Origin of the sequence: Pectobacterium brasiliense, assembly GCF_016950255.1 — a bacterium.
GTDB lineage: Bacteria > Pseudomonadota > Gammaproteobacteria > Enterobacterales > Enterobacteriaceae > Pectobacterium > Pectobacterium brasiliense.
The window spans coordinates 773,859-794,972 of sequence record NZ_JACGFN010000002.1; the positions used below are offsets into that span (position 1 = coordinate 773,859).

The 21,114-nt window shown below is 52.6% G+C and carries 16 protein-coding genes and 1 pseudogene; 9 read left to right on the forward strand and 8 right to left on the reverse strand.

What is annotated here, in order from left to right; translation table 11 throughout:
- Nucleotides 1-74: 74 nt before the first annotated feature.
- The 5 genes and pseudogenes from H4F65_RS22015 (at nucleotide 75) to H4F65_RS18050 (ending at nucleotide 5,108) form a co-directional block, all read left to right on the forward strand.
- Nucleotides 75-2,512 (forward strand): annotated as a pseudogene (locus H4F65_RS22015) (DMSO/selenate family reductase complex A subunit).
- 13 nt (nucleotides 2,513-2,525) lie between these two features.
- Nucleotides 2,526-3,152: a DMSO/selenate family reductase complex B subunit gene (locus tag H4F65_RS18035; protein WP_010285146.1), complete on the forward strand. Its 627-nt coding sequence runs from the start codon at nucleotides 2,526-2,528 to the stop codon at nucleotides 3,150-3,152.
- Nucleotides 3,145-3,921, forward strand: coding sequence for a dimethyl sulfoxide reductase anchor subunit family protein (locus H4F65_RS18040; RefSeq protein ID WP_010285147.1), 777 nt, complete (start codon nucleotides 3,145-3,147; stop codon nucleotides 3,919-3,921). The genes H4F65_RS18035 and H4F65_RS18040 overlap by 8 nt, the downstream gene beginning before the upstream one ends.
- Nucleotides 3,922-3,972: 51 nt before the next feature.
- Nucleotides 3,973-4,566, forward strand: coding sequence for a molecular chaperone TorD family protein (locus H4F65_RS18045; RefSeq protein WP_010285149.1), 594 nt, complete (start codon nucleotides 3,973-3,975; stop codon nucleotides 4,564-4,566).
- Entirely contained in the window at nucleotides 4,566-5,108 is a 543-nt protein-coding gene (locus H4F65_RS18050; RefSeq protein ID WP_039319036.1) for a 4Fe-4S dicluster domain-containing protein, read from the forward strand. Before H4F65_RS18045 ends, H4F65_RS18050 begins: the two co-directional genes overlap by 1 nt.
- Before the next feature lie 176 nt (nucleotides 5,109-5,284).
- Here H4F65_RS18050 and H4F65_RS18055 read toward each other — a convergent pair whose 3' ends face one another.
- The 6 genes from H4F65_RS18055 to H4F65_RS18080 form a co-directional block, all read right to left on the reverse strand.
- Nucleotides 5,285-6,430 carry a glycerate kinase gene (locus H4F65_RS18055; protein WP_010285152.1) on the reverse strand — a complete coding sequence of 382 codons (1,146 nt, stop codon included), beginning with the start codon at nucleotides 6,428-6,430 and terminating at the stop codon, nucleotides 5,285-5,287.
- Nucleotides 6,431-6,608: 178 nt separating this feature from the next.
- Nucleotides 6,609-7,523 carry a 2-hydroxy-3-oxopropionate reductase gene (gene garR / locus H4F65_RS18060; protein ID WP_258070492.1) on the reverse strand — a complete coding sequence of 305 codons (915 nt, stop codon included), beginning with the start codon at nucleotides 7,521-7,523 and terminating at the stop codon, nucleotides 6,609-6,611.
- A gap of 59 nt (nucleotides 7,524-7,582) precedes the next feature.
- On the reverse strand, nucleotides 7,583-8,353 hold the full coding sequence (garL, locus tag H4F65_RS18065; protein ID WP_010285154.1) for a 2-dehydro-3-deoxyglucarate aldolase: 771 nt from the start codon (nucleotides 8,351-8,353) through the stop codon (nucleotides 7,583-7,585).
- A gap of 69 nt (nucleotides 8,354-8,422) precedes the next feature.
- Nucleotides 8,423-9,763 carry a glucarate dehydratase gene (gene gudD, locus H4F65_RS18070; protein ID WP_010285155.1) on the reverse strand — a complete coding sequence of 447 codons (1,341 nt, stop codon included), beginning with the start codon at nucleotides 9,761-9,763 and terminating at the stop codon, nucleotides 8,423-8,425.
- 36 nt (nucleotides 9,764-9,799) lie between these two features.
- Entirely contained in the window at nucleotides 9,800-11,152 is a 1,353-nt protein-coding gene (locus H4F65_RS18075; RefSeq protein ID WP_010285156.1) for an enolase C-terminal domain-like protein, read from the reverse strand.
- 741 nt (nucleotides 11,153-11,893) lie between these two features.
- Complete coding sequence (locus H4F65_RS18080; protein ID WP_010285157.1) at nucleotides 11,894-13,246, reverse strand: MFS transporter; 1,353 nt, start codon at nucleotides 13,244-13,246, stop codon at nucleotides 11,894-11,896.
- A 544-nt stretch (nucleotides 13,247-13,790) separates the two neighbouring features.
- Between H4F65_RS18080 and garD the strand changes: the two genes are divergently transcribed.
- The 4 genes from garD to H4F65_RS18100 all read left to right on the forward strand — a co-directional run bounded on the left by garD (nucleotide 13,791) and on the right by H4F65_RS18100 (nucleotide 18,718).
- Entirely contained in the window at nucleotides 13,791-15,365 is a 1,575-nt protein-coding gene (garD, locus tag H4F65_RS18085; protein WP_010285163.1) for a galactarate dehydratase, read from the forward strand.
- A gap of 665 nt (nucleotides 15,366-16,030) precedes the next feature.
- Complete coding sequence (locus H4F65_RS18090; protein ID WP_039319039.1) at nucleotides 16,031-17,566, forward strand: methyl-accepting chemotaxis protein; 1,536 nt, start codon at nucleotides 16,031-16,033, stop codon at nucleotides 17,564-17,566.
- Nucleotides 17,567-17,734: 168 nt separating this feature from the next.
- The gene (locus H4F65_RS18095) at nucleotides 17,735-18,160 is read left to right on the forward strand and encodes a FlxA-like family protein (protein ID WP_010285166.1); all 426 of its coding nucleotides are present in this window, start codon (nucleotides 17,735-17,737) and stop codon (nucleotides 18,158-18,160) included.
- A 198-nt stretch (nucleotides 18,161-18,358) separates the two neighbouring features.
- A complete protein-coding gene (locus tag H4F65_RS18100; protein ID WP_010285168.1) occupies nucleotides 18,359-18,718 on the forward strand; it encodes a FlxA-like family protein in 360 nt (119 codons plus the stop codon).
- A gap of 92 nt (nucleotides 18,719-18,810) precedes the next feature.
- Here H4F65_RS18100 and H4F65_RS18105 read toward each other — a convergent pair whose 3' ends face one another.
- Together H4F65_RS18105 and ligA are read right to left on the reverse strand one after the other, a co-directional pair.
- On the reverse strand, nucleotides 18,811-19,032 hold the full coding sequence (locus H4F65_RS18105; RefSeq protein ID WP_010285169.1) for a DUF3820 family protein: 222 nt from the start codon (nucleotides 19,030-19,032) through the stop codon (nucleotides 18,811-18,813).
- Between the two features lie 4 nt (nucleotides 19,033-19,036).
- A complete protein-coding gene (gene ligA / locus H4F65_RS18110; protein ID WP_010285170.1) occupies nucleotides 19,037-21,091 on the reverse strand; it encodes an NAD-dependent DNA ligase LigA in 2,055 nt (684 codons plus the stop codon).
- Nucleotides 21,092-21,114: the final 23 nt, after the last annotated feature.

Consider the following 21,114-nt stretch of genomic DNA (forward strand, 5'->3'; position numbering starts at 1 on the left):
TCTTGATCGATATCAATCCCACACTATTAGCATGCCTTTATGGTTAGCAAGGTAAGCAAAGTGGGATAATAATCATGAATAAAATTATTGAAGACCTTTTACACCAGGAAATATCTCGTCGGGACGCGGTGATCGATGCCGTGAAAATCAGTTCTGCGGTAGCGATTACCAGCGCCATCGCCTTGCCGTTTTCTGCTCATGCACAACCTACGGTGATGCCAACCGGCGTGGTGAACGAAAATGAAACCGTGCGCCACAGTGCCTGTCTGGTTAACTGTGGCAGTCGCTGTCCACTTAAGGTGATTGTGAAGGACGATCGCATCGTGCGTATCGAACCGGAAGATGCCAAAGATGACAGCATATTCGGTGAACATCAGATTCGCCCTTGTCTGCGCGGGCGCTCTAACCGCTGGCGTGTTTACAGCCCGGATCGCATCAAATACCCGATGAAGCGGGTCGGTAAACGTGGCGAGGGCAAGTTTAAACGCATCAGTTGGGAAGAGGCGACCGCGTTTGTCGCATCGGAAATGAAGCGCATTGCCGAAAAGTATGGCAATGAGGCGATCTACTACAACTACCAATCCGGTGCCTATTACCATAATCAGGGAACACACGCGTGGAAACGCTTGCTGAACCTGACGGGCGGCTACCTTAACTATCACAACACGTACTCAACTGCGCAAATTGCTACCGCCACGCCGTACACCCACGGCACCTACGTCGGCAGCCACTTTACACAAATTGCCCATTCCGATCTGGTGGTGTTTTTCGGCCTGAACTTATCGGAAACCCGCATGTCCGGTGGCGGGCAGGTGGAAGAGTTGCGCCGTGCGCTGGAAGCTTCACAGGCCCGCGTAGTAATCATCGATCCGCGTTACACCGATTCGGTAATCACCGAACATGCCGAGTGGCTGGCGATTCGTCCTACCACCGATGCGGCGCTGGTCGCCGGGTTAGCGCATACCCTGATTACTGAGAACCTGATCGACGAAGCGCAAATCAACCGTTACAGCGTCGGGTTCGATGCCAGCACGTTGCCTGCGTCTGCGACGCCGAATGCCAGCTATAAGGATTACATTCTGGGAACCGGACCAGATGGCATCACTAAAACGCCGGAATGGGCAGCCAATGTCACCGGCATTCCGGCTGCGCGAATTCGTCAACTAGCGCGGGAAATCGCGGGCGCGCGCGCGCCTGCTATATCGGCCAGGGCTGGGGGCCCCAGCGCCACGCCAACGGTGAACAAACCGTACGCGCCATCCAAACGTTACCAGCGCTTACCGGCCATTTTGGGCTACCAGGCACCAACAACGGCAACTGGCCTTATGGCACGCCTTACGGTGTCCCAACCTTGCCGGTAGGCAGCAATCCGATTAAAACCTCGATTCCCTGCTATCTCTGGACCGATGCCATCCTTAACCCAGAGAAAATGACCGCCACCACCATGGGTGTGAAAGGGGTCGATAAGCTACGTGCCGGCATTAAAATGGTGGTCAATCAGGCAGGGCAGGCGCTATTGAATCAGCACGGCGATATCAACCGTACGCGTAAAATCCTGGCCGACGACACGCTGTGTGAAACCATCGTGGTGATTGATAACCACATGACACCCAGTGCCAAGTTTGCCGATATCCTGCTGCCGGAAACCAGCTATCTGGAAGCGGAAGATCTGGTTGATAGCTCATATTCAACCGGCTCGCATAACTACATGATCGCCATCCAAAAAACCATCACGCCGATGTGGGAAGTGCGTAGCACCTACGACATCTGCGCCGATATTGCCGATCATCTGGGGCTGAAGGAAAAATTCACTGAAGGCCGTACTCAGGCGCAGTGGGTAGAAAAGCATTATCAGCAGGTGAAAGAGAAGCGCGCCTATTTGCCGGAATGGTCGGTGGCGAAAGAGAAAGGCGTGATCGATCAACAGATCGCAACGGAAAAACAGAGTATTGCCTTCCTGGATTTTCGGGCCGACCCACAAGCTAATCCGTTAAAAACGCCGTCGGGCAAGATTGAGATCTATTCCGAAGCGTTGGCCAAGCTGGCACAAACCTGGACGCTGCCGGAGGGCGATCGTATTCCGCCGATCCCTGAATTCTGCGTGGTGCGCGAATCTCATCTCAATAAAACGATGACGGCCAAATATCCTCTGCAACTTAGTGGATTTCATACCAAGGGGCATACGCACTCAACGTACAGCAACGTGCAATTCCTGCATGAAGCGGCTCCGGATGAAGTCTGGATCAACCCGATCGATGCGGCTGCACGCCAGTTGAAATCTGGCGATCGCGTTCGCGTGTTTAACGATCGCGGCGTTGTGGAAATTCCCTGCAAAGTCACGCAGCGCATTTTGCCCGGCGTCGCCGCCATGCCGCAAGGTGCCTGGACGCGCCTTGACAGCATGGGCGTCGATGTCGGTGGGTGCATTAACACCCTGACTTCCCAGGAACCGTCGCCGCTGGCGAAAGGTAATCCACAACACACCAACCTGGTTGAGATTCAGCGCGCTTAAGGGGATATGACAGATGACACAATATGGCTTTTACGTTGACTCCTCGCGCTGTTCGGGTTGCAAAACCTGTCAGGTAAGTTGCAAGGATAATAAAGATCTCGATCTTGGCCCGAAACTGCGCCGCGTGTATGAATACGGCGGCGGCAGTTGGATAAAAGAGGGTGAATCCTGGCAAAACGACACCTACAGCTACTACCTGTCGATTGCCTGTAACCACTGTGACGATCCCACCTGTGTGGCGGGTTGCCCAACAGGTGCCATGCACAAGCGGAAGGAAGATGGGCTGGTGCTGGTGGATGAGAACGTGTGCGTTGGCTGCCGTTACTGTGAGATGCGTTGCCCCTACGGTGCACCGCAGTTTGATGCACACGCCAAGGTGATGCGCAAATGCGACGGCTGCCTGGATCGCTTGCAGAAAAACCTGCGCCCGATTTGTGTGGACTCCTGTCCGCAACGCGCGCTAGATTTTGGCCCCATCGACGAACTGCGTGCCAAATATGGCAGCGAAAATGAGATTGCACCGTTACCTTCTGCGTCGTTGACGCACCCGAATCTGATCGTCAAACCGCACCCCAAAGCGCGGCCGAGTGGCGATAAAGACGGTGCTATTCAAAACTTGCAGGAGGTGCGTCATGCATGAATTGCCTTTGGTCTTTTTTACCGTGCTCACGCAGAGTGCGGTGGGGGCGTTTATCCTGTTGTTGGTCGCCGGTATAACAAAACAGGTGGACGCGCGTCCGTTGGCAACCGGGCTTTTTGCCGTGATGTGCCTGTTCGGCCTGGCGCTGCCGATTGCGGGGCTCCATCTCGGACAACCGCTGCGCGCGATGAACGTGCTGCTGCGTACCGGTTACTCACCGATGAGCGACGAAATAGTCCTCTCCTCACTGTTTTGTACCTTAGGTGGGCTGGGCGCGCTTGGGTTATTGCTTAACCGCGGTGGGCAGCGCCTGTTTACCGCGCTGACGTGGGCCGCCGCCGTGGTGGGCGTGTTGTTCCTGTTGGCCATCCCGCGTATCTACCAGTTACCGACAGTGACAACCTGGAACACCGGCTACACACCGCTGATGATGCTGCTGACACCGATGATTGGCGGCGGCGCACTGGCGGCAGTGCTCGGTGCACGCCGTATTGGGCTGACCGTTAGCGTGTTGGCAACGCTGGCAAGCTTCTGCCTGCGTCCGGGCTATATGGCCACTCTAATGAACGCAGATAGCGCGCTAACCAGCGCACAACTTGCCTGGTTCAGCGCACAGGCAATCCTGCTCGCGATAGGTGTCGCCGGGGGGCTGGTGCATGTTCGTTATAAAACCGGGCGCTCGCTGCTGGCTGCCTGTGCGCTGGTGGTGATTGCCGCCGAGTTGGCGGGCCGTGTCGCGTTCTACAATCTGTGGACGTTGCCGATGTAATGCCATGCCGCCCTGTATGTCATGCGGGGCGGCATCCTAAGGGGAACTATGATGTCATCTATTGCTGTGTTGCCACGTTTTCTGGGCGCACTTTTTTACTATCCGCCCACGTCCCCTGATGTACTGGCTATTGTGGGGAGCTTACCTGCGTTGCCTGCGCTTTGTCCTTGGGCAGAACGCGCCGAGATGGAAACGCTGTGCCAGCTCTGGCCGGAGCCTGAAGCGGAGGCGTTTATCTGGCAATACTCGGTACTGTTTGAAGGACAAGGGGAAATGTTTGCACCGCCCTGGGCGTCGGTCTATCTGGAAAAAGAGAACCTGTTAATGGGAGAAAGCACGGTTCGCTATCGTGCGTTTCTTCGCCAACATGGGCTCTCGTTTACCGGCGCACAACAGGAACCGGAAGATCAGTTTGGGCTGATGCTGCTGGCGCTCGCTGCGCTACTGGAGCAAGAGAAAGATCAGGCGGCCCAGACGCTGTTGGAAGCGTATTTACTACCCTGGAGCGATCGTTATTTGGAGCGGGTGCAGCAAAATCCGTACAGTCCCTTCTATGCGCAATTGGCCGCAGTCACCCGTTTGTTGTTGCAAGGGATGCAGCGCCACTATGGGTTACAACCCGAAACCCCTCGGATGTTTTTCTGATGGAAAAGGATGCGCGCTATTACCGTGGGTATTTGTCTCATCGCTACGTTAGTCGGCGCGGATTGTTCCGCGCCTTTCTCAACGCATCGCGCCACAATGAGCCACAACCGGATAGCATACAGCCCCGAGCGCCACTTCCGCCGGGGGCTTTGTCTGCATCGCAGTTTTATCAACACTGCGATCGCTGCCAGCAGTGCGTTGGCGCTTGCCCAATGGGCGTGTTGATCGTCAATGAAGAAGGTTATCCGCAATTGGTGATTGAATATGCCAGTTGCGATGGCTGCCAGGCCTGTGTTTCACATTGCCTCTCGGGAGCATTATTGCCTCAGGCGCATTTTGATACCGGGTTACGTCCGACGGTTGGGACAACCTGTATCAGTGTGCCACGCCATTGCCGCAGTTGTATTGAGGCATGCCCAGTTCAGGCGCTTTCCCTGAGCGAACGCGGCTTGCCTGAGGTTGATAGCGCACGCTGTCACGGCTGTGGAGAATGCTTGATTCAGTGTGAAACCCAGGCAATTTCGCTGATCCCCTTCGCTTAAAAGCGTTTGTCTTCATCCCTACCAACCACGTTAACGGCATAATTCATGCCGAAAGCCTAGGGGGCGCGTGCTGCGAAGTAGCATGAAATAGCCGTGTTGTGGCGCACGAAACCGTCTCTCAGTCTGCATAGAAATAAGTAGATAAAAGGTTCTAGACTAACCGTAGCGCCATCTCACTATCGCGATACCGACTGCGCCAGTCGGATCGTGGCAGCGATATTACGTGCCGTCATTCGCACATTCTCTGCCGCATTATCCAGCGCTTCTTCGAGTGAGCAGATGTTGTAAAGCACGCTGAATACGGCATCCAGACCATGTTCATGCACCACGGCGACATCTGCCGTCAGGCTGCCAGCAATACCAATCACCGGTTTATTATACTGTTTGGCAACCCGCGCCACGCCAATCGGTACTTTGCCGTGGATCGTCTGACTGTCGATGCGCCCTTCCCCGGTAATCACCAGCGTGGCGTCTCGTACCAGTTCATCCAGCCCTAACGCTTCCGTGACAATCTCAATGCCTTGACGCAGCTCAGCGCCGCAAAAGGCCTGTAGTGCCGCCCCCATACCGCCTGCCGCCCCTGCACCGGGAACGTGTTCCACGTCCATATCCAGATCGTGGCGAATCACCGCCGCATAATGCTTCAGCGCATTATCCAGCTGTTCAATCATCTCTGGCGTTGCCCCTTTCTGAGGGCCAAAAATCGCCGACGCGCCCTGTTTCCCCGTCAACGGGTTAGTCACATCGCAGGCCACTTCAAAACGACAATTTTTAATACGCTCATCCAGCTCGCTGATATCAATGCGTTCAAGTTTGTCGAGTTCACCACCGCCAAAACCAATCTGTTCACCTTGCTTATCCAGCAACTTCGCGCCCAGCGCTTGCACCATGCCCGACCCGCCGTCATTGGTTGCGCTCCCGCCAATTCCGATGATGCAGTGTCGAACACCGTGATCCAACGCGCAGCGAATCAACTCGCCCGTGCCATAGCTGGTGGTTTTTAACGGATTACGCAGTTGCGAAGGCACACGCTCCAGACCACTTGCCGCCGCCATCTCGATAAAAGCCGTTTTTTCATCGCCAGACAGGCCAAAGAACGCCTCGATGTTATCGCCTAACGGTCCTGTCACTTTAACATTCACAATTTTGCCATCGGTCGCAGCGACCATGGCTTCAACGGTGCCTTCCCCACCATCTGCAACAGGCAATTTGACATAGCAGGCATCGGGAAATATTTCACGAAATCCCTTTTCAATCTGCGTAGCAACCTCTTGTGCAGACAGGCTTTCTTTATAAGAATCCGGTGCGATCACTATTTTCATAAACGATCCGATTTCATCAACGTTCCGATTGCATCAATAATCCGCGCGCTCATGAAAACGGCGCTTATACCTGCCAACGTTCAGGGCAGCAGATCCTGAAACCCAGTAGGTAGATCAGAGTGATTATCTGCCAGTCGGCTGGCATCCTGTGCCAGCCTCGTGACTATCGCTTCACGGCTTATCGCGTAACTTCAACTTTGGCCAGCTTCTCGTAGTAACACGCCAGCGCACTGTGGTCGGCCGATCCCAGATCGTCCGCTTTCAGCGCCTGCATCATTTCCATCACCGCGGCGGTTAACGGCAGTTGAGCACCCACGCCGTGTGAGGTATCCAGCGCGTTCGCCAGATCCTTGATATGCAGATCGATGCGGAAACCCGGCTTAAAGTTACGATCCATCACCATCGGCGCTTTCGCATCCAGCACGGTGCTGCCCGCCAAACCACCGCGGATCGCCTGATAAACCAGATCCGGGTTAACGCCTGCTTTCGTCGCCAGTACCAACGCTTCAGACATGGCGGCAATGTTCAGTGCCACAATCACCTGATTCGCCAGTTTGGTCACGTTACCGGCACCGATATCACCGGTATGTACAACGGAACCCGCCATGGATTTGAGAATTTCAAAGCAGCGGTCAAACTGGGCTTTGTCGCCACCGACCATCACGGACAGCGTGCCGTCGATCGCTTTAGGTTCACCGCCACTGACCGGTGCGTCCAGCATAGCGATCTCTTTCGCCGCCAGTGCGGTCGCAATTTCACGGCTGGCAAGCGGGGCGATTGAGCTCATATCGACCACAATGCTTCCGGCGCGAGCACCGTCGATGACGCCGTTTTCACCCAGCACTACGTCTTTAACGTGTGGAGAGTTAGGCAGCATGGTGATGATGACATCGCACTGCTCTGCAACCTGTTTCGGCGTTGTAGCCGCCGTGGCGCCCGCCGCAACCACTTCCGCGACCGCATCCAGATTTCGATCCATCACGACTAATGAGTAACCTGCTTTCAGCAGATTTTTACTCATCGGTTTTCCCATGATGCCCAATCCAATAAAACCAATTTTCATCGCCCTAACCTCATTGTCTGATGTAGATATCACTTCAATTCACGATGAACCCGCCTCATGGCGGATCCGATTCGCACTGAATGACTGAATTACTTCTTGTACTTGTCGCTCAGCGCCTGTGTTGCGCTGCGGAACACGCCCAGATCGCTACCGACCGCAACGAAGCTTGCACCCCATTCCAGATAGCGACGCGCATCGGCTTCAACCGGAGCCAGAATGCCGCACGGCTTGTTATGCGCCGCGGTACGATCGAAGATGTGGCGGATCGCCTTCTGCACGTCAGGATGGTTAGGCTGACCGAGATATCCCAGCGCCGCAGACAGGTCGCTCGGGCCAACAAACACGCCGTCTACGCCGTCAACCGCGATAATCGCATCCAGATTGTCGAGGCCGTCCTGACTTTCGATTTGCACCACGACGGTAATGTTGTCGTTAATCTTGGCGAAGTAATCCGGTTCGGTGCCATAGCAGTTGCTACGGTGCGCCACGGAAACCCCGCGAATCCCCGCTGGCGGATAACGCGTTGACGCAACCGCACGCGCGGCTTCTTCCGCCGTTTCCACGAAGGGAATTAGGAAGTTATTGAACCCAATATCCAACAACCGCTTGATGATGATCGGCTCATTGCACGGCGGACGGACGACGGGCGCACTGTGGCTGCCTTTCAGCGCCATGAGCTGAGGAATAAACGTCACGATATCGTTAGGCGCATGCTCTCCATCCAGCACCAGCCAGTCGAATCCCGCCAGCCCCAGCACTTCAGTTGAAATCGGGTTGCCCAGCGCACACCAGCAGCCAATCAACGTTTTCCTCTGTAGCAAATCCTGGCGAAAACGGTTAGGTAACAGCGGAGTCTTCATTTTTTATCCTCGGTCATTCCAGCGCCGCTTGCCTGAAGCGGCGCGCTCAAAAAACGGAAAATCAGAACGTTAGCGAACCAGACACGGACGTTTATTATCAAACGTCCACTCAGGAATAAGGTACTGCATTCCCATGGCGTCGTTACGTGCGCCTAATCCCATGTTTTTATACAGTTCGTGTGCTTTCATCACTTGGTCCATATCCAGCTCGACGCCCAGACCCGGTTTCTTCGGCACTTCCACCATGCCGCCAACAATCTGCAACGGTTCTTTCGCCAGGCGTTGGTTGCCTTCCTGCCAGATCCAGTGCGTATCAATCGCCGTAATCTTGCCCGGTGCCGCCGCAGCGACCTGAGTAAACATGGCCAGTGAAATATCAAAGTGGTTATTGGAGTGAGAACCCCAGGTTAAGCCCCATTCGTGGCACATCTGCGCCACACGAACGGAACCTTGCATCGTCCAGAAGTGCGGATCGGCCAGCGGGATATCGACCGATTGCAGCGAAATGGTGTGCCCCATCTGCCGCCAGTCGGTGGCGATCATGTTGGTCGCAGTAGGCAGCCCCGTCGCACGGCGGAATTCCGCCATCACTTCACGACCGGAGAAACCTTGCTCCGCGCCGCACGGATCTTCTGCATACGCCAGCACGTTACGCAGTTGTTTGCCCAGACCGATGGCTTCATCCAGCGACCAGGCACCGTTTGGATCCAGCGTGATACGCGCCTGTGGGAAGCGTTTTGCCAGCGCAGTAACCGCCTCGGCCTCTTCGCTACCGGCCAGTACGCCGCCTTTCAGTTTGAAATCGTTGAAGCCGTATTTTTCGTACGCGGCTTCAGCCAGACGCACGATAGTCTCTGGCGTCAGCGCTTCTTCATGACGCAGACGATACCAGTCGCATTTCTCATTAGACTGGTTCTGGTAAGGCAAATCGGTTTTATTACGATCGCCGATGTAGAACAGATAGCCCAGCATCTCGACGGCATCACGCTGTTGCCCATCGCCCAGCAGCGAGGCCACGCTGACGTTGAGGAATTGCCCCAGCAGATCGAGCATCGCGGCTTCGATCCCCGTGACGACATGGATAGTGGTACGCAGATCAAATGTCTGCAAACCTCGCCCGGAAGAATCGCGGTCGGCGAACTGCGCACGTACCGCCGTCATCACGTTTTTGTATTCGCCCAGCGTTTTACCCACCACCAGCGCAGCAGCATCCTCCAGCGTCTGACGGATTTTCTCACCGCCGGGAATTTCGCCGACACCGGTATTCCCGGCGTTATCTTTCAGAATCACAATGTTGCGAGTGAAATAAGGGGCATGTGCGCCACTCAGGTTGAGCAGCATACTGTCGTGACCTGCAACCGGAATAACCTGCATGTGGGTAATCACCGGCGTTGAACTTTGCAATGTCATTTTCTTATCCTTTCTCTCTAATTTTTCACTGTAGGGTTAGCGGCCAAAAACCGGGCGTTTACGGTCAAACTTCCAACCAGGAATCAGGTACTGCATGGCAACGGCATCATTACGTGCCCCGCTCGGTAATTTTTTATACAGATCGTGAGCTTTCATGACCTGTTCCATATCCAGCTCAATCCCCAGACCGGGACGATCCGGCACCTTAATTTTGCCGTTGACGATTTGCAGCGGCTCTTTGGTCAGATGCTGCCCTTCCTGCCAGATCCAGTGCGTATCGATCGCCGTCGGGTTACCCGGTGCCGCAGCTCCCACGTGCGTGAACATCGCCAGAGAAATATCGAAATGGTTATTGGAATGGCAGCCCCACGTCAGGCCCCACTCATCACACAGTTGGGCAACGCGCACCGCTCCGTGCATCGTCCAGAAATGCGGATCGGCCAGCGGGATATCGACCGCCTGTAGCATCACGGCATGGTTCATTTCACGCCAGTTGGTGGCAATCATGTTGGTCGCGACTGGCAGCCCAGTGGCGCGGCGGAATTCCGCCATCACTTCACGACCGGAGAAACCTTGTTCGGCACCGCACGGGTCTTCCGCGTAGGTCAGAATGCCCTTCATGTCTTTGCACAAACCAATCGCTTCATCCAGCAGCCAGGCACCGTTTGGATCGACGGTAATACGCGCATCTGGGAAACGTTTCTTCAGCGCCTTCACGGCATCGATTTCCTGCTCGCCGGGCAGTACGCCACCTTTGAGTTTGAAATCTTTAAATCCGTAGCGGTCAGTTGTTGCTTCGGCCAAACGCACAATCGCGTCGCTGTCCATCGCCTGCTGGTGACGCAGGTGATACCACTCGTGCTTGCCTTTCTCACCTGATACTTTCTCACCTGATAAATAAGGCAGATCTGTCTTCGTGCGGTCGCCGATATAGAACAGATAACCGAGCACGGTGACTTCATCACGCTGTTTACCCGGCCCCAGCAGTTCGGCAACAGGAACGCCCATGAATTGCCCCAGCAGATCGAGCAGCGCCGCTTCGAGTGCTGCCACCGCATTCACGCGCAGCTCAAACGTCCAGGCACCTTTGCCGAAGGAATCAAAATCAGAAGATTGGTTGCCGACATGAATGTCATGAACCAGACGGTTCATACGGGCGATTTGTTCGCCTTTTACACGAGGAATAGCTTCAACCAGCGTGTTGTAAATGACTTCGCCACCGGGCGCTTCGCCGACACCGGTATGCCCGGCGCTATCGGTTAAAATGACGAGGTTACGCGTGAAGTAAGCACCATGCGCACCGCCGATGTTCAGCAACATGCTGTCATAGCCCGCAACGGGGATGACTTTCATGTCGGTAATCACAGGCGTCGCTGAAAAGTTTGTCATGACAAGCTCCCGTCATGAATGGAGCGCACAGGATTGACGCTTAGGTTTCCGATGTTTGCCACAACGCAGGGGCGCGTTGAAGCGGATGAAAATAATTCAGTCATACAGAAATAAAAAACAGATGGTGCACCAGTAGATGATTTCATGTTGTTTTCCTACTTTATTAGCGCGACCTTGTTTTTACTCTGATTTGAACTGAACACTGCTTGTAGGGTTATCAGAATAAAAACAGGTTATAACTGTCCCGATACCAAAATAAACCAGTCAGGAAAGCGGTGTTGTACTCCGTACCGCCTTACCAACCTCAGTAAAAAGTATAAGTTTTCTTATTTCACAACTCATTGGGCAATAGCACAGCATTCCCTGTCGAAATGCAGATTAAATATGTCATTATCACAGGCCAATGGGAGATGTTTCACGAAAACCGGGCAAAGCGAATTTCCGCCTTATAAACACCGAAATACGTCTTCCCAGCAGCCGATTTCAAAGAGATAAAACCCGGATTTTTATGAGGTAAATAAACGGCAAATCTATACCCTAAATAATTCGAGTTTCAGGAAGGCGGCAAGAGAGCGAATCCCGATGAGCTTACTTAAGTAAGTGATTCGGGTGAGTAAACGCAGCCAACGCACATGCAACGTGAAGTATGACGGGTATATAGCGAAACGCTGCGCCATCAGTACGATAGCGCAGCGTTTCGTGTTATTGCCTATATTCAGATTAATGCAGTAACGAATGGCCTTAATTCTTAACGAACGGCTTCAATTCGATACGTTTAATATCTTTTACGATGAACAGGTAGCTGAAGATCGCAACCAGCGCATGGATCCCGACATAGACCAGACCCCCATTGAAGGAACCGGTCATTCCGATGATGTAGCCAATCGCAATCGGCGTCACGATACCAGATGCGTTACCGAACATATTGAACAGCCCGCCGCTCAATCCGCTGATTTCTTTCGGTGCGGTATCGGCCATAACCGCCCAGCCCAGCGCACCAATGCCTTTACCGAAGAAGGCTGCGGACATCACCGCAATAACCACCCACTCGGTTTCAACGTAGTTACAAATCACCATCGACATGGAGAGCAACATACCGAGAACGATTGGCGTTTTACGGGCAAAGGTCAGGGAGTTGGTCCGGCGCATCAGGTAATCGGAAATAATGCCGCCCAGAACGCCGCCGACAAAACCACAGATAGCAGGAACCGAGGCGACAAATCCCGCTTTGAGGATCGACATACCGCGAGCCTGAACCAGATAGAGTGGGAACCAGGTGATGAAGAAGTAAGTTAGTGCGTTAATACAGTATTGACCGATATAGACGCCGAGCATCATACGGGACTGCATTAATTGCTTGATCTGATGCCATTTTTCACCCTTCTCGGTCGCTTTCTTCGTCCCTTTGGCATCCATGTTAATCAGCGCACCACCGGCCTCAATGTAATCCAGTTCAGCCTGATTCACGCCTGGATGATCTTTAGGATCGTGGATCACTTTCAGCCAGACAAAGCTGAGGATGATACCCAATCCACCCATGAACCAGAACACGTGCGCCCAACCCACCTCATGTACCAGCCAGCCCATGATAGGAGCGAAGATCACAGTCGCAAAGTACTGGGCCGAGTTGAATATCGCGACGGCTGTTCCACGCTCTTGTGCAGGGAACCAGGCAGCGACAATACGGCTATTTCCCGGGAAGGAAGGCGATTCACACAGGCCGACCATAAAGCGTAAGAGGAACAAAGAAATGACGATGCCAGCACCGCTGAAGATATCGACAAAGCCTTGTAATAAGGTAAAAACCGACCAGGTGAAGATACTGTAGAAGTAAACTTTCTTTGAGCCAAAGCGATCGAGCAGCCAGCCCCCAGGTATTTGTCCAATCACATAGGCCCAGGAGAACGCTGAGAAGATATAACCCATCCCCACCGCGTCCAACCCAATTTCCTTAGACATTGCTGAACCAGCAATGGACAAGGTCGCACGGTCTCCATAGTTAAATGACGTGACAATAAACAACATCACGACAATCCAGTAGCGGGCGTTTGTTCTCTTTTGTATCGCGCCAGCTGCTGAGCTTACTGTATTCATGATGAACTCCTGCTTCAATCGCGGTTCGCTCATTCATTCCGAATAACAGATAACGGTGTAGGGTTATCAGAATGAAGATCAGTGGATAGTTAACATTCCCATTTTTATTTTTTTTGCGAATAGTCAGGCTATATAGCATCAGAGTAATTAGCTGACATCTTCAACTCGCAGGAACATTATAATTTTTACCCGCTGACTGCTCACTAGCTAAAAGCACAACATTAAAAATATCCTTTTGAATATGTTGGTGCACTTGCACGATATAATGCGAGGTATTTCACGAAAAACACTGCCATTCTCTTTTTACATTTATACACATTATTGTCATTTCCTCCTGAAAAAACCGTACGCAGTCAGAATGTGATCAAACTCACCGAAAATTGGGTCTTCGCCTGATAAATCAGAAACAAAAAGCGCTGGCTTAGGTCAATTGCATAATGTACGAGAAGAGAACCTCACGTATACTCGTTAGCGAGCAATGAAATAATAGCGTGATAATAGTTATCACCGCGTTTCTGATAAACCAATAATAAAGGCTTGCATCATGTCAGATAAATCAGAAAGTAATGCTGCACAAGAGCAGCCACTTTATATTAAGGTCCACGATTCTGATAATGTTGCCATTGTTGTTAATAATAATGGCTTACGTGCCGGAACCCGCTTTAACGATGATCTGGAATTAATTGAGCATGTTCCGCAAGGTCATAAAGTGGCCCTTGTGGATATCGCCAAATCAGGTGCCATCATTCGCTATGGTGAAATTATCGGGTATGCGCTGCGTGATATTGCCAAAGGAAGCTGGATCGATGAATCGCTGGTCGAGTTGCCTCTGGCTCCTGCGCTGGAAACCCTACCGCTAGCGACCAAAATCCCCCCTGCTCTGCCTGCGCTGGAAGGTTATACCTTTGAAGGTTACCGCAACGCCGACGGCAGCGTAGGCACGAAAAATCTGCTGGGCATCAGCACCAGCGTGCACTGCGTCGCGGGCGTGGTGGACTATGTCGTCAAAATTATCGAGCGCGATTTATTACCAAGATATCCCAATGTTGATGGCGTGGTCGCACTCAACCATCTTTATGGCTGTGGCGTAGCAATCAATGCCCCTGCTGCGGTGGTTCCTATCCGTACTATTCACAATCTGGCGCTGAACCCGAATTTTGGCGGCGAGATACTGGTGGTCGGTCTGGGCTGCGAAAAATTACAGCCGGAACGCCTGCTGGAAGGGACGTCTGACGTACAGGCCATTTCCCTTGACGACACCAGCATTGTCCGCTTGCAGGATGAACACCACGTTGGTTTCAGATCGATGGTGGATGACATTCTGACGATGGCAGACAAGCACCTACAGCAGTTGAACAAACGTCAGCGTGAAACCTGCCCGGCCTCTGAGCTGGTTGTCGGCATGCAGTGTGGCGGCAGCGATGCTTTCTCTGGCGTCACCGCGAACCCAGCCGTGGGTTTTGCATCCGATCTATTGGTACGCTGCGGCGCAACCGTCATGTTCTCCGAAGTGACCGAAGTACGCGACGCCATTCATCTGTTAACGCCACGCGTCATCAATGAAGAAGTCGGTAAACGCCTGCTGGAAGAAATGGCCTGGTACGATAACTACCTCGACAGCGGACAGACCGACCGTAGCGCTAACCCATCGCCGGGCAACAAAAAAGGTGGCCTCGCGAACGTGGTGGAAAAAGCGCTTGGTTCCATCGCCAAATCCGGCACCAGCGCGATTGTCGAAGTCCTGTCACCTGGACAACGTCCAACCAAACGTGGCTTGATTTACGCTGCAACGCCGGCCAGCGACTTTGTGTGCGGCACGCAGCAACTCGCTTCCGGTATCACCGTACAAGTCTTCACCACGGGTCGCGGTACCCCCTATGGCCTGTTGGCTGTCCCCGTCATCAAAATGGCAACCCGCACCGCATTGGCAAACCGCTGGCACGATCTGATGGATATTGATGCCGGTACCATTGCTACCGGAGAGGCCACAATCGAAGACGTAGGCTGGCAGCTTTTCCACTTCATTTTAGATATCGCCAGCGGCAAGAAAAAAACCTGGTCCGATCAATGGGGGCTGCATAATGCACTGGCCGTCTTCAATCCAGCGCCAGTAACCTGATTACCGTTCTCCGCAGGCCAGCGCCATTATCTGGTCTGCGGATAGCGTTATTTGATCTACAATAAATTCAGCGCCAATAAAAATGAAAGAAAGGCCGAAATTAAAAGAATAAACAGCATGGCAGCAACATTTAATTTCATTAACGCAAAGAAAAAATAAAAAAAACTTAACAAGTTATTCTTCTTAGCGTCAAATTCATCGAACCCAAAACACCTTTTAAGAAAAATCTCTATTTTACTCCCCATCTATTTTTAATCATTTTTTACCAATTATTTATTGCTAATAAAATGAATCAATTGACAGATAATCGTCCTCATCATAAATTTACGCGTGCTGAAAAAGCGTGCTAACACTGATGACATATTTGTTACAAAAATAAAGTTACAAAATCTCCATCACGCACAATATAGGGTCAATAGGCTGCTCATAAATAATGCCTGACATTATTTTATATAAATGAGTCAGCCACCCAGAAAATTTCAGTATACCCATTTGAATAACTTGAATATTTACACAGCAATATGCCTGACAGATTTCACGGGACGAACCATTCGGCAGCGATACTGCGTTTCAGCCTCTGTAATAACCAGAGCGTCTGAGGCGAGAAAAGCGGCCAGCGTGTCTGAACCTGGAAACTGAGCGGGATACGTACGCCGGGGTTTCTAATGAGATTAAATACACCTGTTACACAGCAGGAGTATCTGTTAGACATGGACACCATATTGATGTCCACAACAAATATTCACAGCCACATTACCTATGCCAACTCTGCCTTCATTACGGTCAGTGGTTTTTCCGAAGAGCAGCTCATCAATCAGCCCCACAATATTGTGCGCCATCCCGATATGCCCGTTGAAGCCTATGCCGACATGTGGTTTACGCTGAAACAAGGCGATAGCTGGACTGGGTTAGTTAAAAATCGTCGCAACAACGGTGACCACTACTGGGTTCGCGCCAACGTTACGCCTGTCTACCATCAGGAGCAGCTTGCAGGCTACATCTCAGTACGTAACACGCCCAACGCCGAAGAAATCAAGCATGCCGAAACGCTGTATAGCGCCGTGCAGAAAAAACAGGCGGGCAGCCGTAAGTTCTACAAAGGATTAGTCGTCCGCACCGGGCTCTTCTCGCCACTGTCGCTCTTGCAGAAATTGTCAGTCCGCTGGCGCTTGCGCCTGGCAGTCTTAGCGGTGGGCCTCATTCCCGCACTGCTTGCGTTAAATGGCATGAATCCGCTGTGGCTATTGGCACTGACGTTACTACTCATCGTCATCATGGATCAGTTTCTGCAAAAGCAAATTGCACAGCCAATCAGGATGATACTGAAGCAGGCTCAGCATGTGGTATCGGGCCGTAAAGTAAAGCATGTCCACCTGAACCGGGTCGACGAAATTGGCTTGCTGCTACGCTCTGTTAACCAGTTTGGCCTGAACTTGCATTCGCTTGTCGACGACGTCAGTACTCAGGTTAACGGCATCACCAACGTCAGCCATAAGCTGGCGGAAAACAATGTCGACCTGAATGCCCGCACGGAAGAGACATCGGCCAATCTGCAACAAACCGCCGCCGCCATTGAAGAAATTACCGTTGCCGTGCAGCAGAGCGCAGAAACAGCGGCACAGGCCACCACCATGGCAGAAGCCGCCAGCAGCACCGCGTTTAAAGGTGGCAATATCATGAAGGAAACCATCGGCATGATGGATTCCATCTCCAGCGCCAGCGATAAAATCGTTGATATCATTGGCGTGATAGACAGTATAGCCTTCCAGACCAACATCCTTGCGCTGAATGCGGCCGTTGAAGCCGCTCGTGCGGGCGTACAGGGGCGCGGATTTGCGGTGGTAGCCGCTGAGGTTCGCAATCTGGCGCAGCATTCCGCCTCTGCAGCCAAAGAGATTAAAACGTTGATCGATGCCAATGTCGAAAGTGTGAAACAGGGCAGCACAATGGTCGAGAACGCGGGCAAACATATCAGCGACATCGTTGATGAAGTCTTGCAGGTCTCCACCATGATCAAAGAGATCAGCAACGCAACGCATGAGCAAACCTCGGCATTGGGCCTGATCAATACCTCTATTGCACAGATAGAAAAAATGACACAGCGCAACACCGATATGGTTACGCACTCAACAGAAGCCGCTGAAGGGCTCAACCTTCAGGCAAGGCGGCTGAATAGCGCGATTAACGTGTACGGTAGTTAGCTAACGTCATCTCATCCATTGTGGCAAGGGAGTAGAAAAGCGCCCTTGCCTCCCTTTCTTTCCCTCCAGCAAGCACATATCATCCTCGTAGTTTTGTAAATTTTTCGTAAATAAAAGGGCGAGACTGCCGATAATAACTACAGAATTGACTTATTTCAGGAGGAAGTGATGGCTAATGATATCAGCCGGATTACCATGAATACGGTATCAAACGTAGCGGCGGCCTCTACGGCCAGTAAGTCTGCATCTAATACTGAGAGTAAGGCTGCATCGACGAGTGAGAGTAAAGCTGCGCCCGCTGGCAGTAGTGGTGCTCAACAAAAAATTGCCGCATTACAACATCAGATCAAACAGCTGACCAAAAAGCTAAAAGATCTGGGCACAGATGCCGCCAATGCGCAAAGTGAAGACGAGCGCAAACTCATCAAACAGCAGCAGCAGATGATTCAGGCACAAATCCAGGCGCTCTATGCCGAAATTGCCCGCATCCAAAAAGAAGAAGCGGAAAAGAAAGCGATGGAAGCTGCATCAAAAACAACATCACAACAAACTACAAATAAAGCCCAAAAAGGCGGCGTTGATATCTACGTCTAACTGCAATATCTGGCGTATCTCCCTCTTTCTTTTTCTCCCTTTCCTGACTGATACACTTTGTTACATGAGCTGTCAGGAAAGTGAGTATTTCATGTTTCATTGCCAACAATATCCCCTTCGAGAAAATGCTTAAATTGCCGATGCACAGGCATGTAGCCCAAGTCATTCGGGTACATCGGCATCTTTTCAGGAGGGAAAATGTCAAACACCATCAGCAGTATCAGCGTATCGACAACCACGGCAAGCAGCAGTAAAAGCAGTAGCAGCACTTCGGAGCAACAAGTTGCGCAGCTCACCAAGCAGCTCCAAACGCTAACCAAACAGGTCAGTAAGCTAGCCGAATCCGCTTCCAGCGCAGAAAGCGACGAAGAACGTCAGCAGATCCAGCAGCAGCAACAGACCATTCAGGCGCAGATCCAGATGTTACAGGCGCAGATTGCCCGTTTGCAGAGTGAAGGATCGGAACAGCAGTCTGATTCCTCTGCTTCGACTCAAAATGCTAAACAAGAAGGCGTTAACCGCCCGACAGAAGACAACCAGATTAATATCTACGTGTAGTCTGCGTCAGGGATGGGGTAGCCAGTTAACGTGAAAGGTCGCTTCAATGAAGCGACCTTTTTTCGTCAGAGGTTGTGCCAGGAAATGGATAATCAGGGGCGGGATCGCTTCAGTGGTGTGACCAACCCTTGCAGACCCTCTATCTTGATTGCCAGCGTAATCTGCATCAATTCCCCTAAGCGACCTTTAGGAAATTCATCCTTGCGGGAGAACCACAGCAGGTACTCTTCCGGTAAATCGATCAGCACTCGCCCTTTGTATTTACCAAACGGCATCTGCATCGTGGCAATATCTATCAGGTCTTCTTTTTCCATCCGTTTACGCCCCCAATAGTCGGATCATTTCCGCCTCATCGATCACTGGGATCCCCAATTCTTGCGCCTTCGCCAGTTTAGAACCCGCGGCTTCACCAGCAATCACCATATCGGTTTTCTTCGAAACGCTGCCGCTCACTTTTGCCCCTAACGCCGTTAACCGATCTTTGGCTTCGTCGCGGGACAGAATACTTAGCGATCCGGTCAATACCACCGTTTTCCCCGCAAATGGGCTGTCGATCTCTTCAGCATTGACGACCTGAACCTCAGGCCAGTGAATGTTGATGCCAGCGGGATCGGTCAATTCGCGGATCACGGTTTGGTTGTGCTCTTCCTCGAGGAAATGGCGCACGTGCGCGGCGACGACTTTACCGACATCCGGCACTTCCAACAGCGCGTCTTCATCGGCAGCAAAAAGCGCCTCTAGCGAACCAAAATGCGCAGCCAGATTAGCCGCCGTCGATTCACCAACGTCACGGATCCCCAACGCATAGAGGAAACGTGCCAGCGTGGTGCTTTTCGCCTTTTCCAGCGCATTGACCAGATTCGTCGCGGATTTCGGCCCCATACGATCCAGCCCCGTCATGATCCCAGCGCTCAGACGAAACAAATCGGCTGGCGTCTTGACGTACTCTTTTTCCACCAGTTGATCGATGATCTTATCGCCCATGCCTTCCACATCCAATGCGCGACGAGAAACAAAATGCTTCAGTGCCTCTTTGCGCTGGGCACCGCAGATCAAGCCACCGGTACAGCGCGTGACGGCCTCGCCCTCTACGCGTTCAACGTCAGATCCACATACGGGACAGGCAGCAGGGAAAACGATCGGGCGCACCGTTTCTGGCCGCTCAGATTCCACGATGCCGACGATCTGCGGGATCACATCCCCCGCTCGACGCACAATCACGCGATCGCCAATCTGCAAACCTAGCCGCTCAATTTCATCGGCATTATGCAGCGTGGCGTTGCTAACGATAACCCCAGCCACGGCGACGGGTTCCAAACGCGCAACTGGCGTAATCGCCCCTGTTCGCCCGACCTGAAACTCGACATCGCGCACCCAGGTCAGCTGTTCCTGCGCTGGGAATTTAAAGGCCACCGCCCAGCGAGGCGCACGGGCAACGAAGCCTAATCGCTCCTGGAGCTCCAAAGAGTCAACCTTGACAACCACGCCATCGATATCAAAGCCTAACGAGCTGCGGGTTTGCTCAACCTGACGATAAAAATCGAGCACCTCGGCTGGACCGGTACATAGCTTAATTCTGTCGCTCACCGGCAGTCCCCACGCCTTGAACTGCATCAGCCGCTCCCAGTGGCTGGCGGGCAGCTCACCACCTTCCAGCAGACCAACGCCATAGCAGAAGAAGGTCAGCGGACGCTTAGCCGTAATGCGCGGGTCAAGCTGGCGCAGCGATCCGGCGGCAGCGTTACGCGGATTGGCAAAAACTTTACTCCCCGTACGGCGAGCCTCTTCGTTCAGCTTTTCAAAACCACTGTGCTTCATAAACACTTCACCGCGTACTTCAACACGGCGCGGAATATTGTCCCCCTCAAGGCGCAGTGGGATCGCTGCAACGGTACGAATGTTACTGGTGATATTTTCCCCGGTCGTGCCATCCCCGCGCGTGGCCGCCTGAACCAGAACGCCATTTTCATACAACAGGCTGACGGCTAAACCATCCAGTTTCAGCTCGCAGCAGAATGTCAGATCGTCACCGTTCTTTAGCCTGTCGCCAATTCGCTTGCTGAAGGCCAGATAGCTCTCTTCATCAAAGACGTTATCCAGCGATAACATCGGCACTTCATGGCGTACCTGCTCAAATGCCGCCAGCGGTGCCGCACCCACGCGCTGCGTGGGAGAATCACTGGTCACCAGCTCGGGATGATCCGCCTCTAACGCTTTCAGTTCCTGCATGAGCTTGTCATATTCGATATCAGGAATTTCGGGCGCATCTTCAACGTGATATTTGTATTCGTGATGGCGTAAGACCCGGCGCAACTCCGCTACCCGCAGTGCGGCCGCATTCACTTCGGCTGGTTCTTTCTTCACTGGTTTCATACCTGTTTTATCTGACGTGTCGC